This window comes from Marinobacter sp. M5B (assembly GCF_042604615.1).
GTDB lineage: Bacteria > Pseudomonadota > Gammaproteobacteria > Pseudomonadales > Oleiphilaceae > Marinobacter > Marinobacter salarius.
In genome coordinates this window covers 1,375,686-1,395,090 of sequence record NZ_CP156894.1, presented here as the reverse complement: position 1 = coordinate 1,395,090, position 19,405 = coordinate 1,375,686, and the positions used below count along the sequence as shown (strand labels likewise).

17 protein-coding genes are annotated in these 19,405 nt (G+C 57.7%); 2 read left to right on the top strand and 15 right to left on the bottom strand.

The features are described from left to right. Nucleotides 1-33 precede the first annotated feature (33 nt). The 4 genes from tsaB to ppc all read right to left on the bottom strand — a co-directional run bounded on the left by tsaB (nucleotide 34) and on the right by ppc (nucleotide 5,658). The gene (gene tsaB, locus AAGD24_RS06230) at nucleotides 34-729 is read right to left on the bottom strand and encodes a tRNA (adenosine(37)-N6)-threonylcarbamoyltransferase complex dimerization subunit type 1 TsaB (RefSeq protein ID WP_075195972.1); all 696 of its coding nucleotides are present in this window, start codon (nucleotides 727-729) and stop codon (nucleotides 34-36) included. A 4-nt stretch (nucleotides 730-733) separates the two neighbouring features. After that, nucleotides 734-1,387 carry an adenylate kinase gene (gene adk / locus AAGD24_RS06225; protein ID WP_036204233.1) on the bottom strand — a complete coding sequence of 218 codons (654 nt, stop codon included), beginning with the start codon at nucleotides 1,385-1,387 and terminating at the stop codon, nucleotides 734-736. A 216-nt stretch (nucleotides 1,388-1,603) separates the two neighbouring features. Next, nucleotides 1,604-2,974 (bottom strand): HDOD domain-containing protein, encoded by a 1,371-nt coding sequence (locus tag AAGD24_RS06220; protein WP_036204230.1) that lies wholly within the window; start codon nucleotides 2,972-2,974, stop codon nucleotides 1,604-1,606. A 38-nt stretch (nucleotides 2,975-3,012) separates the two neighbouring features. Continuing rightward, nucleotides 3,013-5,658 carry a phosphoenolpyruvate carboxylase gene (gene ppc / locus AAGD24_RS06215; RefSeq protein ID WP_336146151.1) on the bottom strand — a complete coding sequence of 882 codons (2,646 nt, stop codon included), beginning with the start codon at nucleotides 5,656-5,658 and terminating at the stop codon, nucleotides 3,013-3,015. A gap of 103 nt (nucleotides 5,659-5,761) precedes the next feature. Here ppc and AAGD24_RS06210 point away from each other — a divergent pair, with 103 nt between their 5' ends. After that, nucleotides 5,762-5,995: a hypothetical protein gene (locus AAGD24_RS06210; RefSeq protein WP_007152054.1), complete on the top strand. Its 234-nt coding sequence runs from the start codon at nucleotides 5,762-5,764 to the stop codon at nucleotides 5,993-5,995. Between the two features lie 83 nt (nucleotides 5,996-6,078). Here the strand turns inward: AAGD24_RS06210 and AAGD24_RS06205 are convergent, their stop codons facing one another. From AAGD24_RS06205 to cysM, 5 genes are all read right to left on the bottom strand, one after another. Then, a complete protein-coding gene (locus AAGD24_RS06205) occupies nucleotides 6,079-6,423 on the bottom strand; it encodes a hypothetical protein (RefSeq protein ID WP_007152055.1) in 345 nt (114 codons plus the stop codon). A 128-nt stretch (nucleotides 6,424-6,551) separates the two neighbouring features. Then, nucleotides 6,552-7,409 carry a nucleoside triphosphate pyrophosphohydrolase gene (gene mazG, locus AAGD24_RS06200; protein WP_041335064.1) on the bottom strand — a complete coding sequence of 286 codons (858 nt, stop codon included), beginning with the start codon at nucleotides 7,407-7,409 and terminating at the stop codon, nucleotides 6,552-6,554. Further along, nucleotides 7,406-9,643 (bottom strand): GTP diphosphokinase, encoded by a 2,238-nt coding sequence (relA, locus tag AAGD24_RS06195; protein ID WP_036204223.1) that lies wholly within the window; start codon nucleotides 9,641-9,643, stop codon nucleotides 7,406-7,408. The genes mazG and relA overlap by 4 nt, the downstream gene beginning before the upstream one ends. A 58-nt stretch (nucleotides 9,644-9,701) precedes the next feature. After that, nucleotides 9,702-11,039 (bottom strand): 23S rRNA (uracil(1939)-C(5))-methyltransferase RlmD, encoded by a 1,338-nt coding sequence (gene rlmD, locus AAGD24_RS06190; RefSeq protein ID WP_085681478.1) that lies wholly within the window; start codon nucleotides 11,037-11,039, stop codon nucleotides 9,702-9,704. Nucleotides 11,040-11,075: 36 nt separating this feature from the next. Next, complete coding sequence (cysM, locus tag AAGD24_RS06185; protein WP_036204217.1) at nucleotides 11,076-11,969, bottom strand: cysteine synthase CysM; 894 nt, start codon at nucleotides 11,967-11,969, stop codon at nucleotides 11,076-11,078. Nucleotides 11,970-12,217: 248 nt separating this feature from the next. Here cysM and AAGD24_RS06180 point away from each other — a divergent pair, with 248 nt between their 5' ends. Further along, nucleotides 12,218-15,106 carry an ATP-binding protein gene (locus AAGD24_RS06180; protein WP_379867308.1) on the top strand — a complete coding sequence of 963 codons (2,889 nt, stop codon included), beginning with the start codon at nucleotides 12,218-12,220 and terminating at the stop codon, nucleotides 15,104-15,106. Between the two features lie 15 nt (nucleotides 15,107-15,121). On the opposite strand, the gene pdxJ is transcribed toward AAGD24_RS06180, so the two are convergent. From pdxJ to lepB, 6 genes are read right to left on the bottom strand one after another with little or no spacing between them, the layout of a single operon-like run. Further along, entirely contained in the window at nucleotides 15,122-15,856 is a 735-nt protein-coding gene (pdxJ, locus tag AAGD24_RS06175; RefSeq protein ID WP_036204211.1) for a pyridoxine 5'-phosphate synthase, read from the bottom strand. Nucleotides 15,857-15,860: 4 nt separating this feature from the next. Further along, nucleotides 15,861-16,589 (bottom strand): DNA repair protein RecO, encoded by a 729-nt coding sequence (gene recO / locus AAGD24_RS06170; RefSeq protein ID WP_379866860.1) that lies wholly within the window; start codon nucleotides 16,587-16,589, stop codon nucleotides 15,861-15,863. Nucleotides 16,590-16,596: 7 nt separating this feature from the next. After that, on the bottom strand, nucleotides 16,597-17,514 hold the full coding sequence (era, locus tag AAGD24_RS06165) for a GTPase Era (protein ID WP_036204205.1): 918 nt from the start codon (nucleotides 17,512-17,514) through the stop codon (nucleotides 16,597-16,599). Continuing rightward, complete coding sequence (rnc, locus tag AAGD24_RS06160; protein ID WP_007152064.1) at nucleotides 17,514-18,203, bottom strand: ribonuclease III; 690 nt, start codon at nucleotides 18,201-18,203, stop codon at nucleotides 17,514-17,516. Before rnc ends, era begins: the two co-directional genes overlap by 1 nt. Continuing rightward, nucleotides 18,200-18,589 (bottom strand): DUF4845 domain-containing protein, encoded by a 390-nt coding sequence (locus AAGD24_RS06155; protein WP_036204200.1) that lies wholly within the window; start codon nucleotides 18,587-18,589, stop codon nucleotides 18,200-18,202. Before AAGD24_RS06155 ends, rnc begins: the two co-directional genes overlap by 4 nt. 29 nt (nucleotides 18,590-18,618) lie before the next feature. Beyond that, complete coding sequence (lepB, locus tag AAGD24_RS06150; protein WP_036204197.1) at nucleotides 18,619-19,404, bottom strand: signal peptidase I; 786 nt, start codon at nucleotides 19,402-19,404, stop codon at nucleotides 18,619-18,621. Nucleotide 19,405: the final 1 nt, after the last annotated feature.

Below are 19,405 nucleotides of genomic sequence, written 5' to 3'. Positions count from 1 at the left end.
CAGTGATTCCGGGTGGTAGCAGTGAGGTTGTTGTTAGCGGCCGGGCAGTTTTTTCCAGGCCACTTCATCACGAATGTATACCGGTTGTGCCTGTTCGGCCGGTACCCCGGCTCCCGCATGAAAGGCACGGGCGGCGATCTCCGCCACTCTGGAAGCCCTGGGCACCAGAGTCTCGTCGATGCGGTCCATGGTTGCGGCAACATCGGCCGGGAAATTTTCTTTCAGGCTCCACCCCTGACCGGCACCAAACCACCGGGATGCGCCATCGGCCAGAGTCACAGACGCCGGAGCGCAGACCTGCTCGTGACCCATCAACTCCGGTTGCCCATCTCGGCACATATAACAGGCCCAATAGGCTTCACCCATGCGGGCATCGAAGGCCACTGCAACGGCGTCGCCGTCCAGCATTTGCCAATGCTGTATCGCATCCTCGGCAACGGCTGCCAGGGATGACACTGGAATAACGGGGATTCCAAGACCATAGGCCAGGCCCTGGACAACCCCCGTAGCAATGCGAAGGCCCGTGAACGAGCCCGGACCACAGGCAAATGCGAGCGCATCGAGGTCCGCCGGCACCAGTTCCTTCTCGGCGAGAAGCTCGCGGATCATCGGCATCAACAGGCGGGTGTGTCCGCGTGGAGCCAGCTCGAACCGCTCCACCAGGCTGTTATCCACCAGCAGGGCTGCTGAGCAGCCCTCTGATGAGGTATCCAGTGCCAGTAGTTTCACAGGGTTACTTCAGTTGGGTAAGAATCTGGTCGCGAATGTCATCCAGGCTGCCCACGCCTTTTACGCGCACATATTTCGGCGCAGCGGCAGGGGCTTCTTTCGCCCAGTCCTGATAGTAACCGACCAGTGGCGCGGTTTGCTCGTGGTAGATCTTCAGGCGTTTACGGACGGTTTCTTCCTTGTCGTCCTCGCGCTGGATGAGGGCATCGCCAGTCTCGTCGTCTTTACCTTCGGTCTTGGGCGGATCGTACTTCACATGATAGATGCGACCACTGCCCTCGTGCACCCGACGACCTGACAGACGGCTTACGATTTCCTCGTCATCAACGGCGATTTCCACCACATAGTCAATAACAATACCCTGGTCTTTCAGGGCCTCGGCCTGGGGAATAGTGCGGGGGAAACCGTCGAGCAGGAAGCCGTTCTTGCAGTCAGGCTGCTTAACCCGTTCTTCGATGAGCGCAATGATGATGTCATCAGACACCAGGCCGCCAGAAGCCATCACTTCCTTGACCTGCTTGCCAAGATCGGACTCGGCTTTCACCGCCGCGCGAAGCATGTCGCCGGTCGAAATCTGCGGGATTTCAAACCGTTCGGTGATGAACTGGGCCTGCGTACCCTTGCCTGCGCCTGGCGCGCCTAACATGATGATTCTCATAACGCTGTGCTCCCGTTGTAGTCATTATCATTTGAAAAGCTGTTGCAAAACCCGGCGGCTTTGCGACAGCTTCTCGGCAGCAACGAGCCCGCAGCCCCTGCCAAGGAAGGCGCATTATACGAACTCAGCCCCCTCATAGAAAGTGGACCTCCGTAGCATGCACCAAAAGGTTACATCGGGCTGTGAGTTGCGGCTGTAGCTGATAGTGCTCGACGGTCAGGATGACAGGGATAACGCCAGCGCGTCCAGCTCCCCGGAAACGCTGTCAATCTCCTCGTTCAAACGAGCAACATCCCCTTCGGAAAGCCCGAGGGACGACGCAAGGGAGGCGACATCATCCGGGTTGAACTCATCCCCAATCCCCCTTTCCTTCAGCAGCCCATTGGCCAGCTGGACCATGAGCACATACTGTTCATGCTCGCCATGGTAGCCCTCCTGCTGATGCATGCCCGCGGCCTTGACCACCGGGTCAGGCAGCTCCCAAAGTCGGTGAAGGATGCCGCCAATGGCGCCGTGGCCAACCGCCAGCATCTGTTGATCGTTGCTGGCCCCGAACACCTGTTGCTCCAGCGAGTGCATGCTGGCGTCGGGATTGGCTTCCCGCAGCGAATTCAGCTCGTCAAACTCCTGGGGAAACAGGTGGCCGATCAGCAGTAGGCCGAAGTTGTGCAGCAAGCCACACAGATACGCCAGGCCTTTATCGGAATGGCACTTTGGCGCCATACGCTGGCAAACAAACGCGTTATACAGAGAGTGGCGCCAGAACTGGTCCATCCCCAGCATACCCTGACGGGGCACTTCGAAAGCGCGCACGGACGCAATACCCAGCGCGATATGGGCCACACGATCAAACCCAAGAACCCGGGTCACCGCTTCCTGTACCGAGTTGATCTGACCGGGATAGTTGAACAGGGCAGAACGGGCATAGCGCATGATCTGCGCGGTAAGGCTGGGATCAAACTCTATCAGCTCGCCCAGTTCGCGGGCGGTCGCCTCGGAATTGGCCGTCAAACGGAGAATGCGCAGCGCCAGCGCTGGCATGGGCGGCAGACGGTAAAGCTTCTGCAGCTTGTCGGCCACTTCTTCCAGCGTCAGGGCATCACGCTCATCGTTGTTTTGCCCGCGAATCGCCAGGTGGCCCTGAGTGGCATCCGCCAGGGCCCTTGCCAGAGAGGTGCGGTCCAACTCGAGAAGCGTGTTGTCGGTCCCGCAGCACATGAGGGTGCGGGGGTATCCCAGGATATCCTCATCAACGAGTACCGGCAGATCGTAGGCAGCCCCGACCGGCGGCTGGAAGCCCGGGTCACAGTCGGCAAACAGCCGGGCGGACTGGCGAGCCGTTAACGGCTGCAGGCGTCGGCCAGTTTGCTTGTGCACCAGGTCCATATCCAGACTGGTGTTGTAACCGTGAACGGCCATGACGACGCCATTGATGTCGATCAGGGGCGTTGCCCGGATAAACTCATCCTGAGGACGCCCGGACGCCATGACCGCGGCGTCAAAGCTAAGTACCTGATCAATCTCAAGTTCCCGATAGGCAATTCCTTTGCCGGTTAAAAAGCGTTCCAGTCTTGCCGCTAACGCCACGGCGTTACTCCTGTTTTTTATGATCCGCTGAACCTGCTTTAGCCGGTGTTCCGCATGCCGGCCGCAATACCGGCCATGGTTACCTTGAGTGCGCGCTCAACCATCTCGGGCACTTCGCCCTTGCCCTCGCCCTCACGGTCACGCTTGAGCAGTTCCGCCTGTAAATAGTGTAGCGGATCAGTATACGGATTACGTACACGCATGGAATGGGCAAATACAGGTTCCTGTTCCAGTAAGGTGTCCTGCTGCTTCAATTCCAGCAAATGGCGGATGCAGCCCTGCAGGCGCTCCCGCAGGTTCTTGCCGAGTTCAAGCAGTTTTGGATCATCGACCAACGTCTTTTCGTAGTAGCTGGCAATTCGCAGGTCAGATTTTGCCAGCACCATTTCCAGCATATCCACGTAGGTTTTGAAGAACGGCCATTGCTGCATCATCTCCCGCAGCACCGGCACGCGGTCGTTGTGAAATGCCTCCTCGAGGGCAACGTCGCTACCCAGCCAGCTGGGCAGCATCATCCGCATCTGGGTCCACGCGAAAATCCAGGGAATGGCCCGCAGGCTTTCCACTCCACCGCCGGGTTTGCGTCGTGCCGGGCGGCTACCCAGGGCCAGCTTGCCCAGCGCCTGCTCCGGAGTGACCTGGCGGAAATAGGGAACAAAGTCCGGATTCTCCCGAACCACGTCACGGTATGCTTTGAGGGAGCGTTCGGTGAGCCAGTCCATAGCCTCCCGCCATTCCGGCTCTGGCCCTCGCGGTGGCGCCAGGGTGGCTTCAATCACCGCCGTGGTGTACAGCGTCAGGCTCTGTTCCGCCAGCCGGGGAAGGCCAAACTTGAAGCGGATCATCTCGCCCTGCTCGGTGATCCGGAAACTGCCGTTCACCGAACCTGGCGGTTGAGACAGGATTGCACGGTTGGCCGGGCCACCACCACGGCCGACGGTGCCACCGCGGCCATGAAACAGCGTGAGGTGGACGCCATACTGATTGGCGACCTCGGTGAGCTTTTCCTGAGCCTGGTACTGAGCCCACGCGGCCATCATCTGACCAGCGTCTTTGGAGGAATCGGAATAGCCGATCATGACTTCCTGCCGGCCTTCGCAATAGTCCCGATACCAGTCCACGCTGTAGAGCGCCGCCATACTGTCAGGGGCGCCGCGCAGGTCATCCAGGGTCTCAAAGAGGGGCACTACCCGCATCGGGTTTTTCATACCCGCTTCACGTAGCAGCAAAATCACGTTCAGCACATCCGACGGTTTGCTGGCCATGGAGATGACATAGGAACCCAGCGCTTCCGGCGTCTGCTCTGCCACCACTTCGCAGGTAGCCAGCACCTCAGCGACTTCGTCGGAGGGTTTCCAGTGCCTGGGAATCAGTGGCCGGCGCCCCTTGAGTTCGCGCACCAGGAAATCCTGACGTTCCTGTTCGGACCAGGACAGATAATCGCCCAGCCCCAGGTAATCCACCATTTCCGCAACCGCCTCGGCATGACGGGTCGACTCCTGGCGGATGTCCAGGCGAATCAGAGGCAAGCCAAAGGTGTGGGCGCGGCGAATGGTGTCCAGCAGCGGACCATTGGCAATGGATTCCAACCCGCAGTCCACCAGGGACCGATAACAAAGCTCCAACGGCCCTGTGAAGTCCTCGTTGGCAAACAGAATGCCGGTGGCGTCAGAGGGCTCGCCGGCAACCCTGGCTTCCGCCCAGTCCCGGGTTTTGATCAGTTTCTCCCTCAGCCCGGCCAGCACCTGGCGATAGGGCTCCCGGGTATCACCAACGACGTCCCTCAGCTCATCACTGGCCTGCCACATGGACAATTCCGCACGCAGGGACTGGATGTCCCGCAGGTAGAGATCGGCTGCCATCCAGCGGCCCAGCAGGAACACCTTGCGGGTTACTTCATGGGTTACATTGGGGTTGCCATCGCGATCACCGCCCATCCAGGAGGCGATCCGGATGGGCGACGCGTCCAGCGGTAACCCCTTCCCCGTGGCGTCTGAAAGCGATAGATCCAGGCTTCTCAGAAAACGCGGCAATGCCTGCCACAGACTGTTCTCAATAACGGCAAATCCCCACTTGGCTTCGTCAACCGCCGTCGGGCGCTCATGCCGAATCTCATCCGTGTGCCAGGCTTCGGTGACCAGTTGCGACAGGCGTCCGACGATTTCATCGCGCTCCGCGGGCAACAGGTCCTCATGATCCAGTCGGGCCAGGCAATCGGACATTTCGTCGTACTTCATGATCAGCGTACGGCGGGCCACTTCGGTGGGATGTGCTGTCAGAACGTACTCGATACGAAGGTCAGCCACTCGCTTGTGCAGTTCATCGGCACTGACGCCACCGTCTTTGAGGCGGCCAAACACCTCTTCGAGGGATTCCACCATCAGGTCCGATTGATGACCCCGCTTGCGGCGGATGCCGTGGTATTGTTCCGCCAGATTGGCCAGGTTCAGGAACTGGTTAAAGGCGCGGGTTACCGGCAGCAACTCGTCATCACGAAGCTTGCCCAGCAGGTTGACCAGGCGCTGGCCGGAACCGCTTTCCTGGCGACGGTCGGCCTTGGCAGCCGCCCGCACTTCTTCTATCAACTCGTAGCAATCTTGCCCGGGGTGACGCTGGATACTCTGCCCTAGCAACTCGCCCAGCATGCGAACGTTTTCTCGAAGGTCAGGGTGTAGCTCAGTCACATTGACGTCCTTTTAAATTGACGGAGGCGAAGTAAACTAACGATACTGTTTACTCTTATAAAGCCTTTCTAACGATTAAAGCCTTTCGCCGCAAGGAGTATCCATGAAAGTAACCGATCTGCCCAAGCACTGGGAAAGCAAGAAAGAGTCTGTTGAGCGCAGCCACGATTACAATCTCCGCTTGCCGCTGGAAGATGCCGCGCGCATAGCAGCACTGGCCGAGCTTTACCCGGATCGTTCAGAGAGCGACATACTGAATGACATGATTGGCGCCGCGTTGGACGACCTGGTCAGGCTGAGCCCGTTGAAGGACAAGCTGGAAGGCAAGGATAAATAAAGCGGGGGCACTTCTCTGCGGGGTGGCGAAGCCACCCCGTCGGGTATCGCAGGGCCGTCGCGATCAATCAGGCGTTGGCCTGATCAGGCAACCGATTCGAGCTGGCGCGCCTTCAGCCGCTGGATATGCTTCTGGCTGAGACTGATGAAGCGCGGGGTCATCCCCTGATCTTCATAGATTTCGAAGCCGTCTTCATCGAACGCAACAACCTTAGACCCCTGAACGTACGGAAAGCTGGTTTCCAGCTCATCAAGGGCAGCGGAAATCAGGTCTCGCATCAGGTCCTGGGAAGACTTCATCGGATACAACGCGGCCAGTTTTTCCAGTCGCTTGTGATGCTGGTCAGAGAGGTCGGCAAAATACGCATCACGGGTCAGCCGACCACGTGCGTGCTTGTCCCAGTAGTTGACCAGATCTTTGATTTTCATGGTGCCTTCACTCCTGCATCTTCTTGGTGGCCCACAGGGTGCACAAAGTGTGTGCATCCTTAACCGGAAGTGTAGACGAAGCGACCGCACCAGGGGCGGAAAACTTGGTAACGGATTGTACTTATCCGTTACCTTTTACGAGTCTTTTCAACCCCTTTGACGGCTTGCCAGACGGCGTCCAATGCCTCCAGCGATTCGCCATCAAGATCACGGCCTTCGCGTTCGAGGTGCTCCTCAATAGCACGGAATCGCATCTCAAACTTGTGATTCGTGCTGTTGAGGGCCTGCTCAGGATTAACCTTCATGAAACGTGCCAGGTTGACGCACACAAACAACAGGTCACCCAGCTCGTCCTCCACCGCCTCCGCCGGACCATCGCCGGAACTCGCGTCATACCAGGCTTTCTTTAGCTCATCGATCTCTTCGTGAAGCTTGTCGAAGACCGGCTCAACCTCTGGCCAGTCAAAGCCATGGTTGGCGGCCCTGCGCTGAAGTTTCTCAGCGCGCACCATTGCGGGGAGCGTCCGGGCAATGCCGTCGAGCCGGCTTGATGGCGCAGTCTCCACAGACGCCTCCGGCTTCGCCGCCCGCTCCTCTGCCTTGATACGTTCCCAGCTCGCCTTGATATCAGCCTCACTGGGCCGGTTGTTCGGATCGATCCTGCTTTCCAGGGTGCCTTCCGGGAACACGTGGGGATGACGCCGGACCAGCTTGCGCACGAGGTTATCAACCACCGAGTCGAAGTCGAAGTGGTTATCTTCCTTCCCCATCTGGCTGTAGAAGATCACCTGAAACAGCAGATCACCCAGTTCATCTTCCAGGTGCGGGTAGTCTTCACGGTCGATGGCATCGGCAACCTCGTAGGCCTCTTCAATGGTGTGGGGCACGATGGTCTTATAGCTCTGGCGGGTATCCCACGGGCACCCGGACTCCGGGTCCCGAAGCCGTGTCATCAAGGTTTTAAGATCGTCAATGGAATAGCTCATGATCGCTTTCGCCTGACATTAATGATGTTGGGGAGATTGCGAATCTGGGCGAGCAACTTGGCCAACTGATCAAGGCTGGAAATTTCCAGGGTAACGGTCATGGTGGCTGTGTTCTCATCCTTGTTGGACAAGGTATTGAGTGCCAGAACGTCACTTTTGGAAGACGACAGCACCTGGGTGATATCCCGCAACAACCCGGAGCGGTCGTAAGCTTCAATTTCTACATCAACGGGATACACGGCTACAGGCTGACCGCCCCAACTCACCTCGATAATCCGATTGGGCTCGAACTCCTTCAGATTCAGGAAGGTGATGCAATCCTGCCGATGCACGGTGACACCACGGCCGACGGTGATGTAGCCACCGATCGGATCACCCGGCAGGGGTTTGCAGCATTTCGCCACCTGGGTCTTGAGCTTGCCAACGCCCAGAATCTGGATATCCGATTCGGTGTCGTAGGGCTTGCGCCTCTGTGTGCTGAGCTTCAGATCCAGTTGCTCGGATTTCGGCTCCAGCATCTGCTGGGCGACGTTAGCCACGTGGGTGGGTCGAAGATCCCCGGCCCCCACTGCCGCATACATGTCCTCGGCAGCCTGGTAATTCACTTTGCGAGCCAGGTCGTTGAGGTCCACCTCGTACAGCGACAGGCGTTTGAACTCGTCTTCCAAAATGGCCCGACCATCAACAATGTTGCGATCGCGGTCCTGTTGCTTGAACCAGTGGGTAACCTTGGCCCGGGCACGGGAAGTCTGGATATAGCCCAGGCTCGGGTTAAGCCAGTCACGGCTGGGCGCCTGGTTATTGGACGTGAGAATGGATATCTGGTCGCCGGTCTTCAGCGGATAAGTCAGCGGCACGATACGGCTATTAACCTTGGCCCCGCGACAGGCATGACCGATTTCCGTGTGCACACGATAGGCGAAGTCCACCGGCGTCGCGCCTTGTGGCAGGTCCACCACATGGCCTTCGGGCGTGAACACATAGACCCGATCGGAGGCGACATCGGATTTGAGATGATCCGCCAGCCCGGACAGGTCGCCGAGTTCCTCCTGCCACTCCAGCACTTGGCGCAGCCAGTTGATCTTGGCGTCATAGCCCACGGACCGGTTGCCCTTATCCATGCCTTTGTAGAGCCAGTGAGCACAAACGCCAAGCTCAGCTTCCTCATGCATGGCCTGGGTACGGATCTGCACTTCCATCACCTTGCCTTCAGGGCCGATGACAGCCGTGTGCAGGGACTGATACCCGTTTTCCTTGGGATTGGCAACGTAGTCGTCGAATTCGTTGGGAATATGGCGCCAGAGTGTGTGCACGATACCAAGCGCGGCGTAACAGTCACGGACCTCAGGCACCAGGATACGGACGGCCCGAACATCGTACACCTGAGAAAAGTCGATGCCCTTGCGCCGCATCTTCCGCCAGATACTGTAGATGTGCTTCGCACGCCCTGAAAGCTCACCGTCTATTCCAGACGCATCCAGTTCGTCCTTGATGGTGGTGATGACACGCTTGATGTAGCTTTCGCGGTCAAGCCGTTTTTCATCGAGCAGCTTGGCGATCTTTTTGTAAGCGGTTTCGTGCAGGTAGCGGAACGAAAGATCTTCCAGTTCCCACTTGATGTGACCGATTCCCAGTCGATGCGCCAACGGCGCATAGATATCAAACACCTCGCGGGCCACACGCATGCGCTTCTCTTCAGACGCGTTTTTCACCGCACGAATGGCGCAGGTCCGCTCTGCAAGCTTGATCAGCGCCACCCGGACGTCGTCGATCATGGTGACCAGCATCTTGCGAACGTTATCGAGCTGGCCCTCGGTCTGGCCCAGCACATTACCCTTAAGAGGGTGATGGATGGACGATATTGCCGCCATCTGCTGAACACCATCAATCAGCCCGGCCACCTCATCGCCGAACTCCTTGCGGATGTCCTCCAGGGGAATCCGTTCCTCCCGCACTGCCCGGTAGAGAATTGCTGCCACCAGGCTGGTCTGGTCGAGGTGCAGTTCCACCAGTACCTGAGCCATTTCGATGCCGGTTCGGAAGCTGCTGGCCCCCGGGGCCCAGACCCTGTCCTCGCGTACCGCCTGGACATCAATCGCGGCGGCCATTTCACAGGCCCGCCGGAACTGTTCAGCATCCTCAAGATGCGTCTGTGACTCGATCTGACGGACCCAACGCTCGATATCAACCTGGCCGTCACCCGTCACTGCATAGTCTTCGCGAACTTTTACCATATCGCTCTTGTTCTTCCTGGTCGCTTATCCGGCCATCCCTGACCGGTCCCGAGAGGCATCAATTATCCACGCGCTCGAACATCGCCATGGATTCAACATGAGTGGTGTGGGGAAACATGTCCATAACGCCCGCCCTCACCAGTCGATAACCATTACGTACCATCACCCCTGCGTCCCTGGCCAGCGTGGCCGGGTTACAGGAAACATAAACAATTCGCTTCGCACCAAAGGCTGTCAGGTATTCACACACCTCCTGGGCTCCGGAACGCGGCGGATCAATCAGGATTTTGTCAAACCCTTCCGCTGCCCACGGTTGTGCTGTGAAATCCGCCTGCAAGTCAGCGCCGTGGAATGCGACATTCGATAGCCCGTTGAGTTCCGCATTTTCCCGCCCGCGGACGACCATGGCATCGTCACCTTCCACTCCAACCACCTGCCCGGCACGGCGAGCCAGCGGCAGGGTGAAATTACCCAGTCCGCAAAACAGGTCCAACACCCGCTCACCGGGCTGGATGTCTAGCCACTCGACGGCCCGATGTACCATGTTGCGATTGATGTCCACATTGACCTGGGTAAAGTCCATGGGATGGAACTTCATGGTCAGGTCGAATTCCTCCATGTCGTAGGACAGTCGCTCTTCGCCGGTCTCGGGCCAGATTCTGTGAACCGTATCCGGCCCTTTCGGTTGCAGATAGATATGCAAGTCATGGGCCTGGCCGAAATCGATCAACGACTGCCTGTCGGAATCGCTCAACGGGTCCATGTTGCGGAATATCATCGCCGCCGAATCGTCGCCGCAGGCGACTTCCACCTGCGGTATGCGACGATAGGCGTCCATGCCATGAAGAAGTTCACGTAGCGGCGTGATGCGATCGCCGATACGCGGATCCAACACCACGCAACGATCAATATCGGTCAGGAAACTGTTGCGCTTTTCTCGGAACCCGACCAGCACCGATTCCCGTGCTGGCACGTATTTCACGCCCAGCCGTGCCTTGCGACGATAGCCCAGAGCCGGGGAACGCATGGGCGCCACCCACTCGTCCGGTTCAATGCCCCCAAAATGGGCAAAATGCTCCCGCAGGGTATCTTCCTTGAACCGGATCTGGGCATCGCCACTCATGTGCTGAAGACTACACCCACCACACAGGTCGGCAAAGTCGCAGGGCGGAGTCATACGCGCGTCGTCGGCTTCAAGCACTTCCACAGCACGTAATTCATCGAACTTGCTGCGTGTACTGGTAAATTTGGCCATGACCGTCTCGCCAGGCAGGGCGCCGTCAACGAACTGTGCCTTACCGTTGTCCCGGGCGATGCCCCGGCCATCGTGACTGAGGGTTTCAATCACACAGCGCACCGGTTCGCTTGGCAGGGCCTTCCTGCGTCTTCTACTCATAGAAAGTCTCTTAACTGGATTCAGGTCTTGATGGGTTCAGGCACCGGGAAACACACCGGTGGAAAGGTAACGATCACCCCGGTCACAGATAATGGCCACGATCACCGCGTTTTCAACCTGTGCGGACAGCTTGAGGGCTGCAGCGATGGAGCCACCTGATGAAACACCACAGAAAATGCCTTCCTCGCTGGCCAGGGCACGCATGGTGTCCTCAGCTTCCTGCTGGCCGATGTCCATGACCGTGTCCACACGGGTGGCATCAAAAATTTTCGGCAGGTACGGCTCCGGCCAGCGCCGGATACCGGGGATAGACGCTCCTTCCTGGGGCTGCAGGCCAACAATCTGGATATCGGGATTCCGTTCCTTGAAATACCTGGACACGCCCATGATGGTTCCGGTGGTACCCATGGAGCTGACAAAATGCGTAACCCGCCCTGCCGTCTGCTCCCAGATTTCCGGGCCGGTGGTGCGGTAATGCGCCAGCGGGTTGTCCTGGTTGGCAAACTGATCTAGCACTTTACCCTTACCTTCCGCTTCCATTTGTTGGGCCAGGTCGCGGGCGGTTTCCATGCCTTCCTCTTTGGTGACGGTGACAATCTCCGCCCCATAGGCGCGCATCGACGCCCGACGCTCCTCGCTCATGTTCGCTGGCATGATCAGCACCATACGGTAGCCCTTGATGGCAGCCGCCATCGCCAGGGCAATTCCGGTATTTCCACTGGTGGCTTCGATCAGGGTATCGCCTGGTTTGATTTCACCCCGGCGCTCTGCTTCCTGGATCATGCTGATAGCAGGACGATCTTTCACCGAACCGGCGGGGTTATTACCCTCAAGCTTGGCCAGAATCACATTGCTGGTCTCGCCCGGAAGTCGCTGCAGACGCACAAGAGGCGTATGCCCTACATAATCTTCGATGGTCGGGAAATGCATGTTGTAACCTTCCTCAATTCTTCCGGAACCCCGCCGCCAGCGGGTAACGCCGACGACACAAGCCTGTGATACACTCCGGGTTCGCATGATACGCGGAATATCCGCAGTCTCCCAATACAGCTTCTCGCTATATCCATGACTGTGGGCTATATCCGGGGACGCCATCACGGCCAGACTGCGTGGAATCAACTATTCTGACAGGGAAGAATGCCGGATATCAGGCCGGCGACGTCAATCGGGAACTCACTATGCGGCGCTGGGGCATACGCAAAAAAGTACTGGTGGTGACACTCGTCCCCACCCTTCTGACCACGTTGATGCTGGGGCTTTTCTTCACCTACAGCTGGGTCAACAACATTGAAAGCCTCCTGCAGGATCGTGGCGAGTCGCTTTCGCGGCAGCTGTCAGCCGGCTCGGAATACGGCCTGTTCACTGCCAACAGAAGCCTGCTCAGCAGCCTCTCCAACGCCCTTCTGGAAGAGCAGGATGTGCGCTCGATTACCTTCTTCGACAGCGAGCATAACCGGCTGCTGCACACAGGCCCCGGCAGCTCCGACGATATTGGCAAGGACACGTTGACCGGCGAAGAAGCGGTACGGGTTACCCGCGCCGACAGTACTGTTTTCGTGACACCGGTCTATCTCCAGGACCTGATGATCGAAAGCATGCTGGACCCGGATTCCCGACAGAACGTGGGGGCGGGCAAGAAACCGATCGGCTGGGTAACCGTGGAGATGTCCCACATACGCACCGAAAAGGAAACCTATAAAGCGCTGCTGATTTCCCTGTTGCTCGTCTTAGGCGGCGTACTCCTCAGCCTGATGATTGCGCTACGCATGAGCCGCTCGTTTACCGATCCTGTCTTTGAACTCAATGAGGCGGTGGCCAAACTCAAGGAAGGCAAACTGGACACTCGGGTCTATACCCGCGCCGGCCCTGAATTCGAGCAATTGGAATCTGGCCTGAACGCCATGGCCGGGGAACTGAGCAAAGCCCAGGCGGAAATGCAGCAGAACATTGACCAGGCCACGGAAGACCTGAGAGAAACCTTGGAAACCATCGAAATCCAGAACATCGAACTCGATTTCGCCCGCAAGGAAGCCCTGGAAGCCAGCCGCATCAAATCGGAATTCCTGGCCAACATGTCCCATGAAATCCGCACCCCGCTGAATGGCATCATCGGCTTCACCGAGTTACTGCTTAAAAGCCCGCTACCGCGCCAGCAGCGGGATCACCTGAGCACCATCCGCAAGTCATCGGAAATACTGCTGACCATCATCAACGACATTCTCGATTTCTCCAAGATCGAGGCCGGCAAACTCATCCTCGACCGCATTCCCTTCCAGCTCCGGGACATCGTAGAAGAGGTCATGGTCATGCTGGCTCCGGCGGCTCACAGCAAGAACCTGGACCTGGTACCACTGGTCTACAATGATGTACCCGACAACATCATGGGCGATCCCCTACGGGTAAAGCAGGTGATCACCAACCTGGTCAACAATGCCATCAAGTTCACCCAGACCGGTGAAGTGGTCCTGCGCGCCAGCCTTGAAGAAGAAGATAAAGAGAGTAACCGGATCACCCTGAGACTCAGCATTACCGATTCCGGTGTCGGGCTCTCGCGAGCTCAGCAGCAGTCCCTGTTCAACGCCTTCAGCCAAGCCGACGCGTCTACTGCCCGGCAATACGGTGGCACCGGGCTGGGGCTTGCGATCTCCAAGCGCCTGGTTGAGGAAATGGGCGGCAAGATCGGGCTTGAGAGTGAGCTGGGCAAGGGCTCCACATTCTGGTTTACCCTGACCTCGGAACTGTCTTCTAACGGCGAAGCCATCGCGCCCAAAGACTCTTTGCGCGGCGAAAGGGCCATCTACCTTGACCAACAGAAAACCACCGGCCTGGCGGTAGAACATATGCTCCGGGAATGGGGCATGACGGTCGACCGGGTTTCATCACCGGGTGCCATGCAGGAGCAGATAGAGGAAGCTCAAAAAGAGCAGTCCGGTTACGCCGTTGCGGTTGTCGGCATCACCCGTCACCTGCTGAATTCAAGCCAATACTGCTCGTTAGTACGGTCCCTGGAGCTGGAGCGGGATTGCCGCACACTGCTGTTGACCCCTACCCTTGAAACTCACGATACACCGCTATCGGGGCTGGCCAGTGGCCACCTGACCAAGCCAGTATGCCGCGACTCCCTGTACGACGAACTGTTGCTGCTGGTGCACGGTATCAGCAACCGGCAACGCCAGTTGCCGGATCATTCCCATGCCATTAGCCGTGAGTTGCCAACCCAATCAACACGCGTACCCAGAGTGCTGGCGGTGGACGACAACGATGCCAACCTGAAGCTGGTAATGACCCTGCTCAACGACTGCGGCGTTGTAGCTGAGGGAGCAACCAGCGGCTTTGAAGCGCTGAGCAAGGCGCGCCAACACTCGTTCGACCTGGTTTTCATGGATCTTCAGATGCCCGGAATGGACGGGGTGGAAACCACTGAGAGATTGAGAAGCCTTGATGGCGCCAGCCATCGTACTCCGATCATTGCGCTCACGGCCCATGCCCTTGCAGAGGAGCAGGACCGCCTGATCCAGCAGGGATTCGATGGCTACCTGGCCAAACCCATTAGCAACAGCCAACTGATCGACATTATTCATGACTACACTGGCTATACCTGCCACCCCGACCCGGATGATGGACACCTGCCGGTACCCGAGGTGCGCGATACACGCCGCTCGGTTCGCCCGTCAACCAGAAAGAAACAGCCTGACTGTGTCAGCGTGGCCGAAAGCGTACAGTTGGCCGCCGGAAAAGCAGATCTGGCCGAGGAACTGTTCAGCATGCTGATCGAACAGATCCATACCGACATTAACCAGGTGCCGGCACTCTGGAACAAAGGCGACATGGACGAGCTACTGGAGTGCGTCCACAAACTGCATGGCGCCACGCGTTACTGTGGCGTGCCGGAGTTACGCGCTGCTGCAAACCAACTGGAAACCGCCTTGAAGTGCGCGGCGCCGGATATGGAGTACCAGAAGAATCAATTGCTTGCAGCCATGGAGCGCTTGCAGACCTGGAGCGAACAAACTGACTGGCAGCAGTTGTTCCGGCAGCAAAACCCTCGGCAGGCAACCGTGGACTGAGGGACGATCAGCGCCTTAGGTTCGGGCGCTTTCGAGGATTGCTTTCATATCCTTTACCGCCTCTTTGAGCCCGGTAAACACCGCCCTGGCAATGATGGCATGGCCAATGTTGAGTTCGTTGATACCCGCGATGGCGGCAACGCGTTCAGTGTTGTGGTAGTGCAGACCGTGGCCGGCGTTGACCACCAACCCTTTCTTGCGAGCGTAAGTCACCGCGTCCTGCAAGGTGTTAAAAGCCGCCTCAACAATCTGAGGGTCTGTCGCTTCCGCGTATTCCCCCGTGTGCAGTTCCACCACCGGCGCACCGCAACGGACTGCCGCATCAATCTGCGTTACATCCGGATCGATAAACAGGGAGACCTCGGCACCAACCTTTGCCAACCTGTCACAGGCTTTAGCCACCCGCGCCTCCTGGCCGTCCACATCCAGGCCGCCTTCAGTTGTCAGCTCTTCACGCTTTTCGGGCACCAGACACACACATTCCGGCCGCACCTGCTCGGCGAATGCCAGCATCGCATCAGTGACCGCCATTTCCAGGTTCATCTTGGTGGTGAGGATTTCCTTCAGCAGGAGCACATCACGGTCCTGGATGTGCCTGCGATCTTCGCGGGGATGGATGGTGATACCATCGGCACCCGCCTCTTCCGCCAGAATCGCAGCCTGTACCGGATCCGGATATCGGGTTCCCCTGGCCTGACGCAAGGTAGCAACATGGTCAATATTCACACCCAGCAAAACTCTGGGCTTCATTGAGCTAGAGGTCATTACGGTCTCCTCGATGATGACTGAACAGGCTTCTGCTATGGAGCACCTTGCCCTGCAACAGGTAGTCCACAAGTACCCTTGTTACCCGCTTGGCGATGCGCCGGCACTCCGCAGATTCGAGGTCGCCATCAGCCAGCGCCAACAGTGTATCCCCGGGCAGGTTCCGGAGCCTGGAGCCCGGCGAGGGCTCGGCCAGAATCCCCTGCTCCGGATCATAGCAATAAAGCCCACCGGCCTCGACCGGCTGTCCACTATCCATCGCCTGATCCCAGACGAAGTCATACCCGAGTTCCGCAGCCAGGGATTGCTCGAAACGTCGAAGAACCGGCTCCACGTCACTGGCTTCCGACAACTCAGCAATCACATCAATGTAGGCAGCAAAGAGTTGGTGGTGAGGGTCGGCCATCGGCAGCAGACGCTGCAATAACTCATTCACGTAAAGACCGCTGTACAGGGAGAGAGTGCGCTTCAGGGTGGGGCCGCTGCGAACGTCCGCCTGAGTCAGCGTCTTCAGGTCGCTGTGTCCGGTCCAGTCCAGCAACAGAGGCTGGAACGGTTGCAACTGCGCCTTGAGCGGGCTCTTTGCGCTGTTGCCACCACGGGCAATCACGGTTACCCGGCCCGCGTTGAGGGAAAACACATCCACCATCAGACTGGTTTCGCGCCAGGGCCGGCGGTGGAGGACATACGCGGGCTCCTGTTGCATTGGCCCCGTCATAGCTGCCTCAGAAGTCGTTCATACCCAGGCTTTTCAATGCCCGGTCGCTGTCCGCCCAACCTCGCTTGACCTTGACCCAGAGCCTCAGCATGACTTTACTGTCGAACAGGCGCTCCATATCCGTTCTGGCTTCCTGACCGATGCGCCGCAGGCGTTCGCCCTTGTCGCCAATAATGATCTTCTTCTGGCCCTCACGCTCTACCAGTATCAGCGCAGAAATGTGAAGAGTCTTACCGTCCTTGCGAAATTCTTCGATCTCGACCGCCACGGAGTAAGGCAGTTCTGCTCCCAGTTGCCGGGTAATTTTCTCCCGCACCATTTCGGAAGCCATAAACCGTTCGCTGCGATCCGTGATCTGGTCATCCGGGTAAAAATGCACACTTTCCGGCAGGAACCGACTGACCGCAGCCTCCAGCGGCTCCAGGTTCATCCCCTTGAGAGCTGATAACGGAATGATTTCGGCAAACTCGCGCTTCCGGGATAGCATATCGAGGTGCGGCAACAGGGCCTCCCGATTTTCAATGCGGTCGACCTTGTTCACTGCCAGAATCACCGGGCATTTCAGGCTACTGAGTTTCTCCAGAACCATTTCGTCCGCCGTCGTCCACGCCATCTGGTCGACAACAAACACAGCGACATCGACATCCTTGAGGGCCGATGTCGCCGCCTTGTTCATATACCGGTTAATAGCGCGAGGTTCTTCTTCGTGCATCCCCGGCGTATCCACGTAAATTGCCTGAACCGGGCCTTCGGTCTTGATGCCCAGTACCTGATGACGGGTTGTCTGGGGTTTACGGGACGTAATACTGAGCTTCTGGCCCAGAATGTGGTTCAGCAATGTGGACTTGCCCACATTGGGCCGACCGACGATCGCCACAAAACCACAACGGCTGTCCGGGTTTTCCGGACGAGTCACATCATTCATCAGTCATTCTCCACACCCAGTTGCTTAAGGGCATTGCGGGCGGCCTGCTGCTCGGCGATTCGACGGCTATTGCCCGTGCCGGTCGTTTTTCGGTCAAGTGATGGCAGGGCACAGGAAACATGGAACGTCTGGGCGTGGGCTTCACCATCCACGGAAATGACGTCATAGCGAGGCAGCGGAAACTGCCGTGACTGCAGGTACTCCTGGAGCCGGGTTTTGGGGTCTTTCTGGGTATCCTGCAGATCCAGCTTTTGAAGGCGTACCTCAAACCAGCGCAAAACCTGTTCCCGACAGGTGTGAAAATCACTGTCCAGGTATATGGCACCGATGATGGATTCAACAGCGTCGGCAAGAATGGATTCACGACGGAAACCACCGCTCTTCATTTCACCGGAACCCAGCCTGAGGTACTTGCCCAATTCGAATTCACGGCCAATTTCCGCAAGGGTTACACCCTTGACCATACGGGCTCTCAGACGGCTCAACTGACCTTCCCGGGCTTTTTCAAAATGCAGGTACAGGTATTCAGCAATGACCATGTTAACGATGGAATCACCCAGGAACTCCAGGCGCTCATTGTTCTGGTTGCCAAAACTCCTATGGGTCAGCGCCAGCAACAGCCGCTCAGGCGTCTTGAACTGGTAGCCGATACGTCGCTGTAACTGCTCGAGATCCGGTTGCGAACTCACTTGCCCTTCATCTCATACTCATGTTGAAAATGGATAACGGTATCCACATTACGGAACAGGTTATTACGGACTTCGTAATCCACATTGATGATGACCAGATCCCCGTCCTTCTCAACGGTGATGTTCTTTTCATCAAAACCGCGAACATTGTTCACGCTAAGTCGCTTGTTTATCAGACTTCTCACCTGAGCAGGCCCCATGGTGGAAAGGTCCTCTGTTCCTTCCAGGCTCTCAAGCGCTTCCTGAATGGTAATGTCATCAAGATACGCTGGCCCCAGCTTGATGGCCAGTGTCAGCAAGCCGCCGAAAAAGAGCACCATAATCATGATAACGAGCGCCGATGCACCCGACTGCCGATGCATGGAGGAAAGACTGTTCTTCTTCATGTTAGATACACCCCTGAATAACAACGTACTTATTCCAAACCGCCCACTCGGTCAAAGGATGGCAGACTGGTGAGCGATTGCCAGTGCATCCAGATCGCGAACGCCTTGCCAACGACCATTTCATCCGGAACAAAGCCCCAATAGCGACTGTCATTACTGTTGTCCCGATTATCACCCATCACGAAATACTCGCCTTCGGGCACCACCCACTCGCCTTCACCAGAGCGCCCCGTGCGCCCCAGGGTCAGGAAGATGTCGTGCTCAACGTCGCCCAGGTATTCACGTCTCAGCTCCACTGGTGGCAGCCGGGCAACAAAGCGTGTCTCCACTTTATCGCCATTGATAAACAGCTCCCGATCCTGGTATCGGATACGGTCTCCCGGAAGCCCGACCACCCGCTTGATGTAATTGGTGCTGCCGTCATCCGGATAGCGGAACACCATGATGTCACCGCGCTGGGGATCATCCACTGCCAGGATTTTGTTGCCCGCAACCGGCAGGCGAAGCCCGTAGGCGTATTTGTTAACGAGGATGAAGTCTCCGACTTCAAGGGTAGGCAACATGGAGCCGGACGGAATCTGGAAAGGCTCCACCAGAAACGAGCGCAGAACCAGCACCACCGCCAGCACCGGGAAGAACGAACGGCTAAGATCAACGAGGTAGGGCTCCTTAGGTTCTTCCTCAGCCTCAACCTCCCCGCTGGCGCCTTCTGCAACCGCGAGCCTGCGCTTACGCAGAAATACAACATCCAACAGCCAGATCAGCCCCGTTGCAAACGTCAGAACAACCAGAACCAGGGGGAAATCAATATCCATT

Excerpts from the sequence above, each read along its gene's own strand:
- mazG (WP_041335064.1), bottom strand. The coding sequence starts at position 7,409 with ATGAGCTATTCCATTGACGATCTTAAAACCTTGATGACACGGCTTCGG.
- AAGD24_RS06210 (WP_007152054.1), top strand. The coding sequence starts at position 5,762 with ATGAAAGTAACCGATCTGCCCAAGCACTGGGAAAGCAAGAAAGAGTCT.
- relA (WP_036204223.1), bottom strand. The coding sequence starts at position 9,643 with ATGGTAAAAGTTCGCGAAGACTATGCAGTGACGGGTGACGGCCAGGTT.
- AAGD24_RS06180 (WP_379867308.1), top strand. The coding sequence starts at position 12,218 with ATGCGGCGCTGGGGCATACGCAAAAAAGTACTGGTGGTGACACTCGTC.
- rlmD (WP_085681478.1), bottom strand. The coding sequence starts at position 11,039 with ATGAGTAGAAGACGCAGGAAGGCCCTGCCAAGCGAACCGGTGCGCTGT.
- AAGD24_RS06155 (WP_036204200.1), bottom strand. The coding sequence starts at position 18,589 with ATGAAGAAGAACAGTCTTTCCTCCATGCATCGGCAGTCGGGTGCATCG.
- pdxJ (WP_036204211.1), bottom strand. The coding sequence starts at position 15,856 with ATGAAGCCCAGAGTTTTGCTGGGTGTGAATATTGACCATGTTGCTACC.
- cysM (WP_036204217.1), bottom strand. The coding sequence starts at position 11,969 with ATGCATTTCCCGACCATCGAAGATTATGTAGGGCATACGCCTCTTGTG.
- AAGD24_RS06205 (WP_007152055.1), bottom strand. The coding sequence starts at position 6,423 with ATGAAAATCAAAGATCTGGTCAACTACTGGGACAAGCACGCACGTGGT.
- recO (WP_379866860.1), bottom strand. The coding sequence starts at position 16,589 with ATGACGGGGCCAATGCAACAGGAGCCCGCGTATGTCCTCCACCGCCGG.
- era (WP_036204205.1), bottom strand. The coding sequence starts at position 17,514 with ATGAATGATGTGACTCGTCCGGAAAACCCGGACAGCCGTTGTGGTTTT.
- lepB (WP_036204197.1), bottom strand. The coding sequence starts at position 19,404 with ATGGATATTGATTTCCCCCTGGTTCTGGTTGTTCTGACGTTTGCAACG.
- adk (WP_036204233.1), bottom strand. The coding sequence starts at position 1,387 with ATGAGAATCATCATGTTAGGCGCGCCAGGCGCAGGCAAGGGTACGCAG.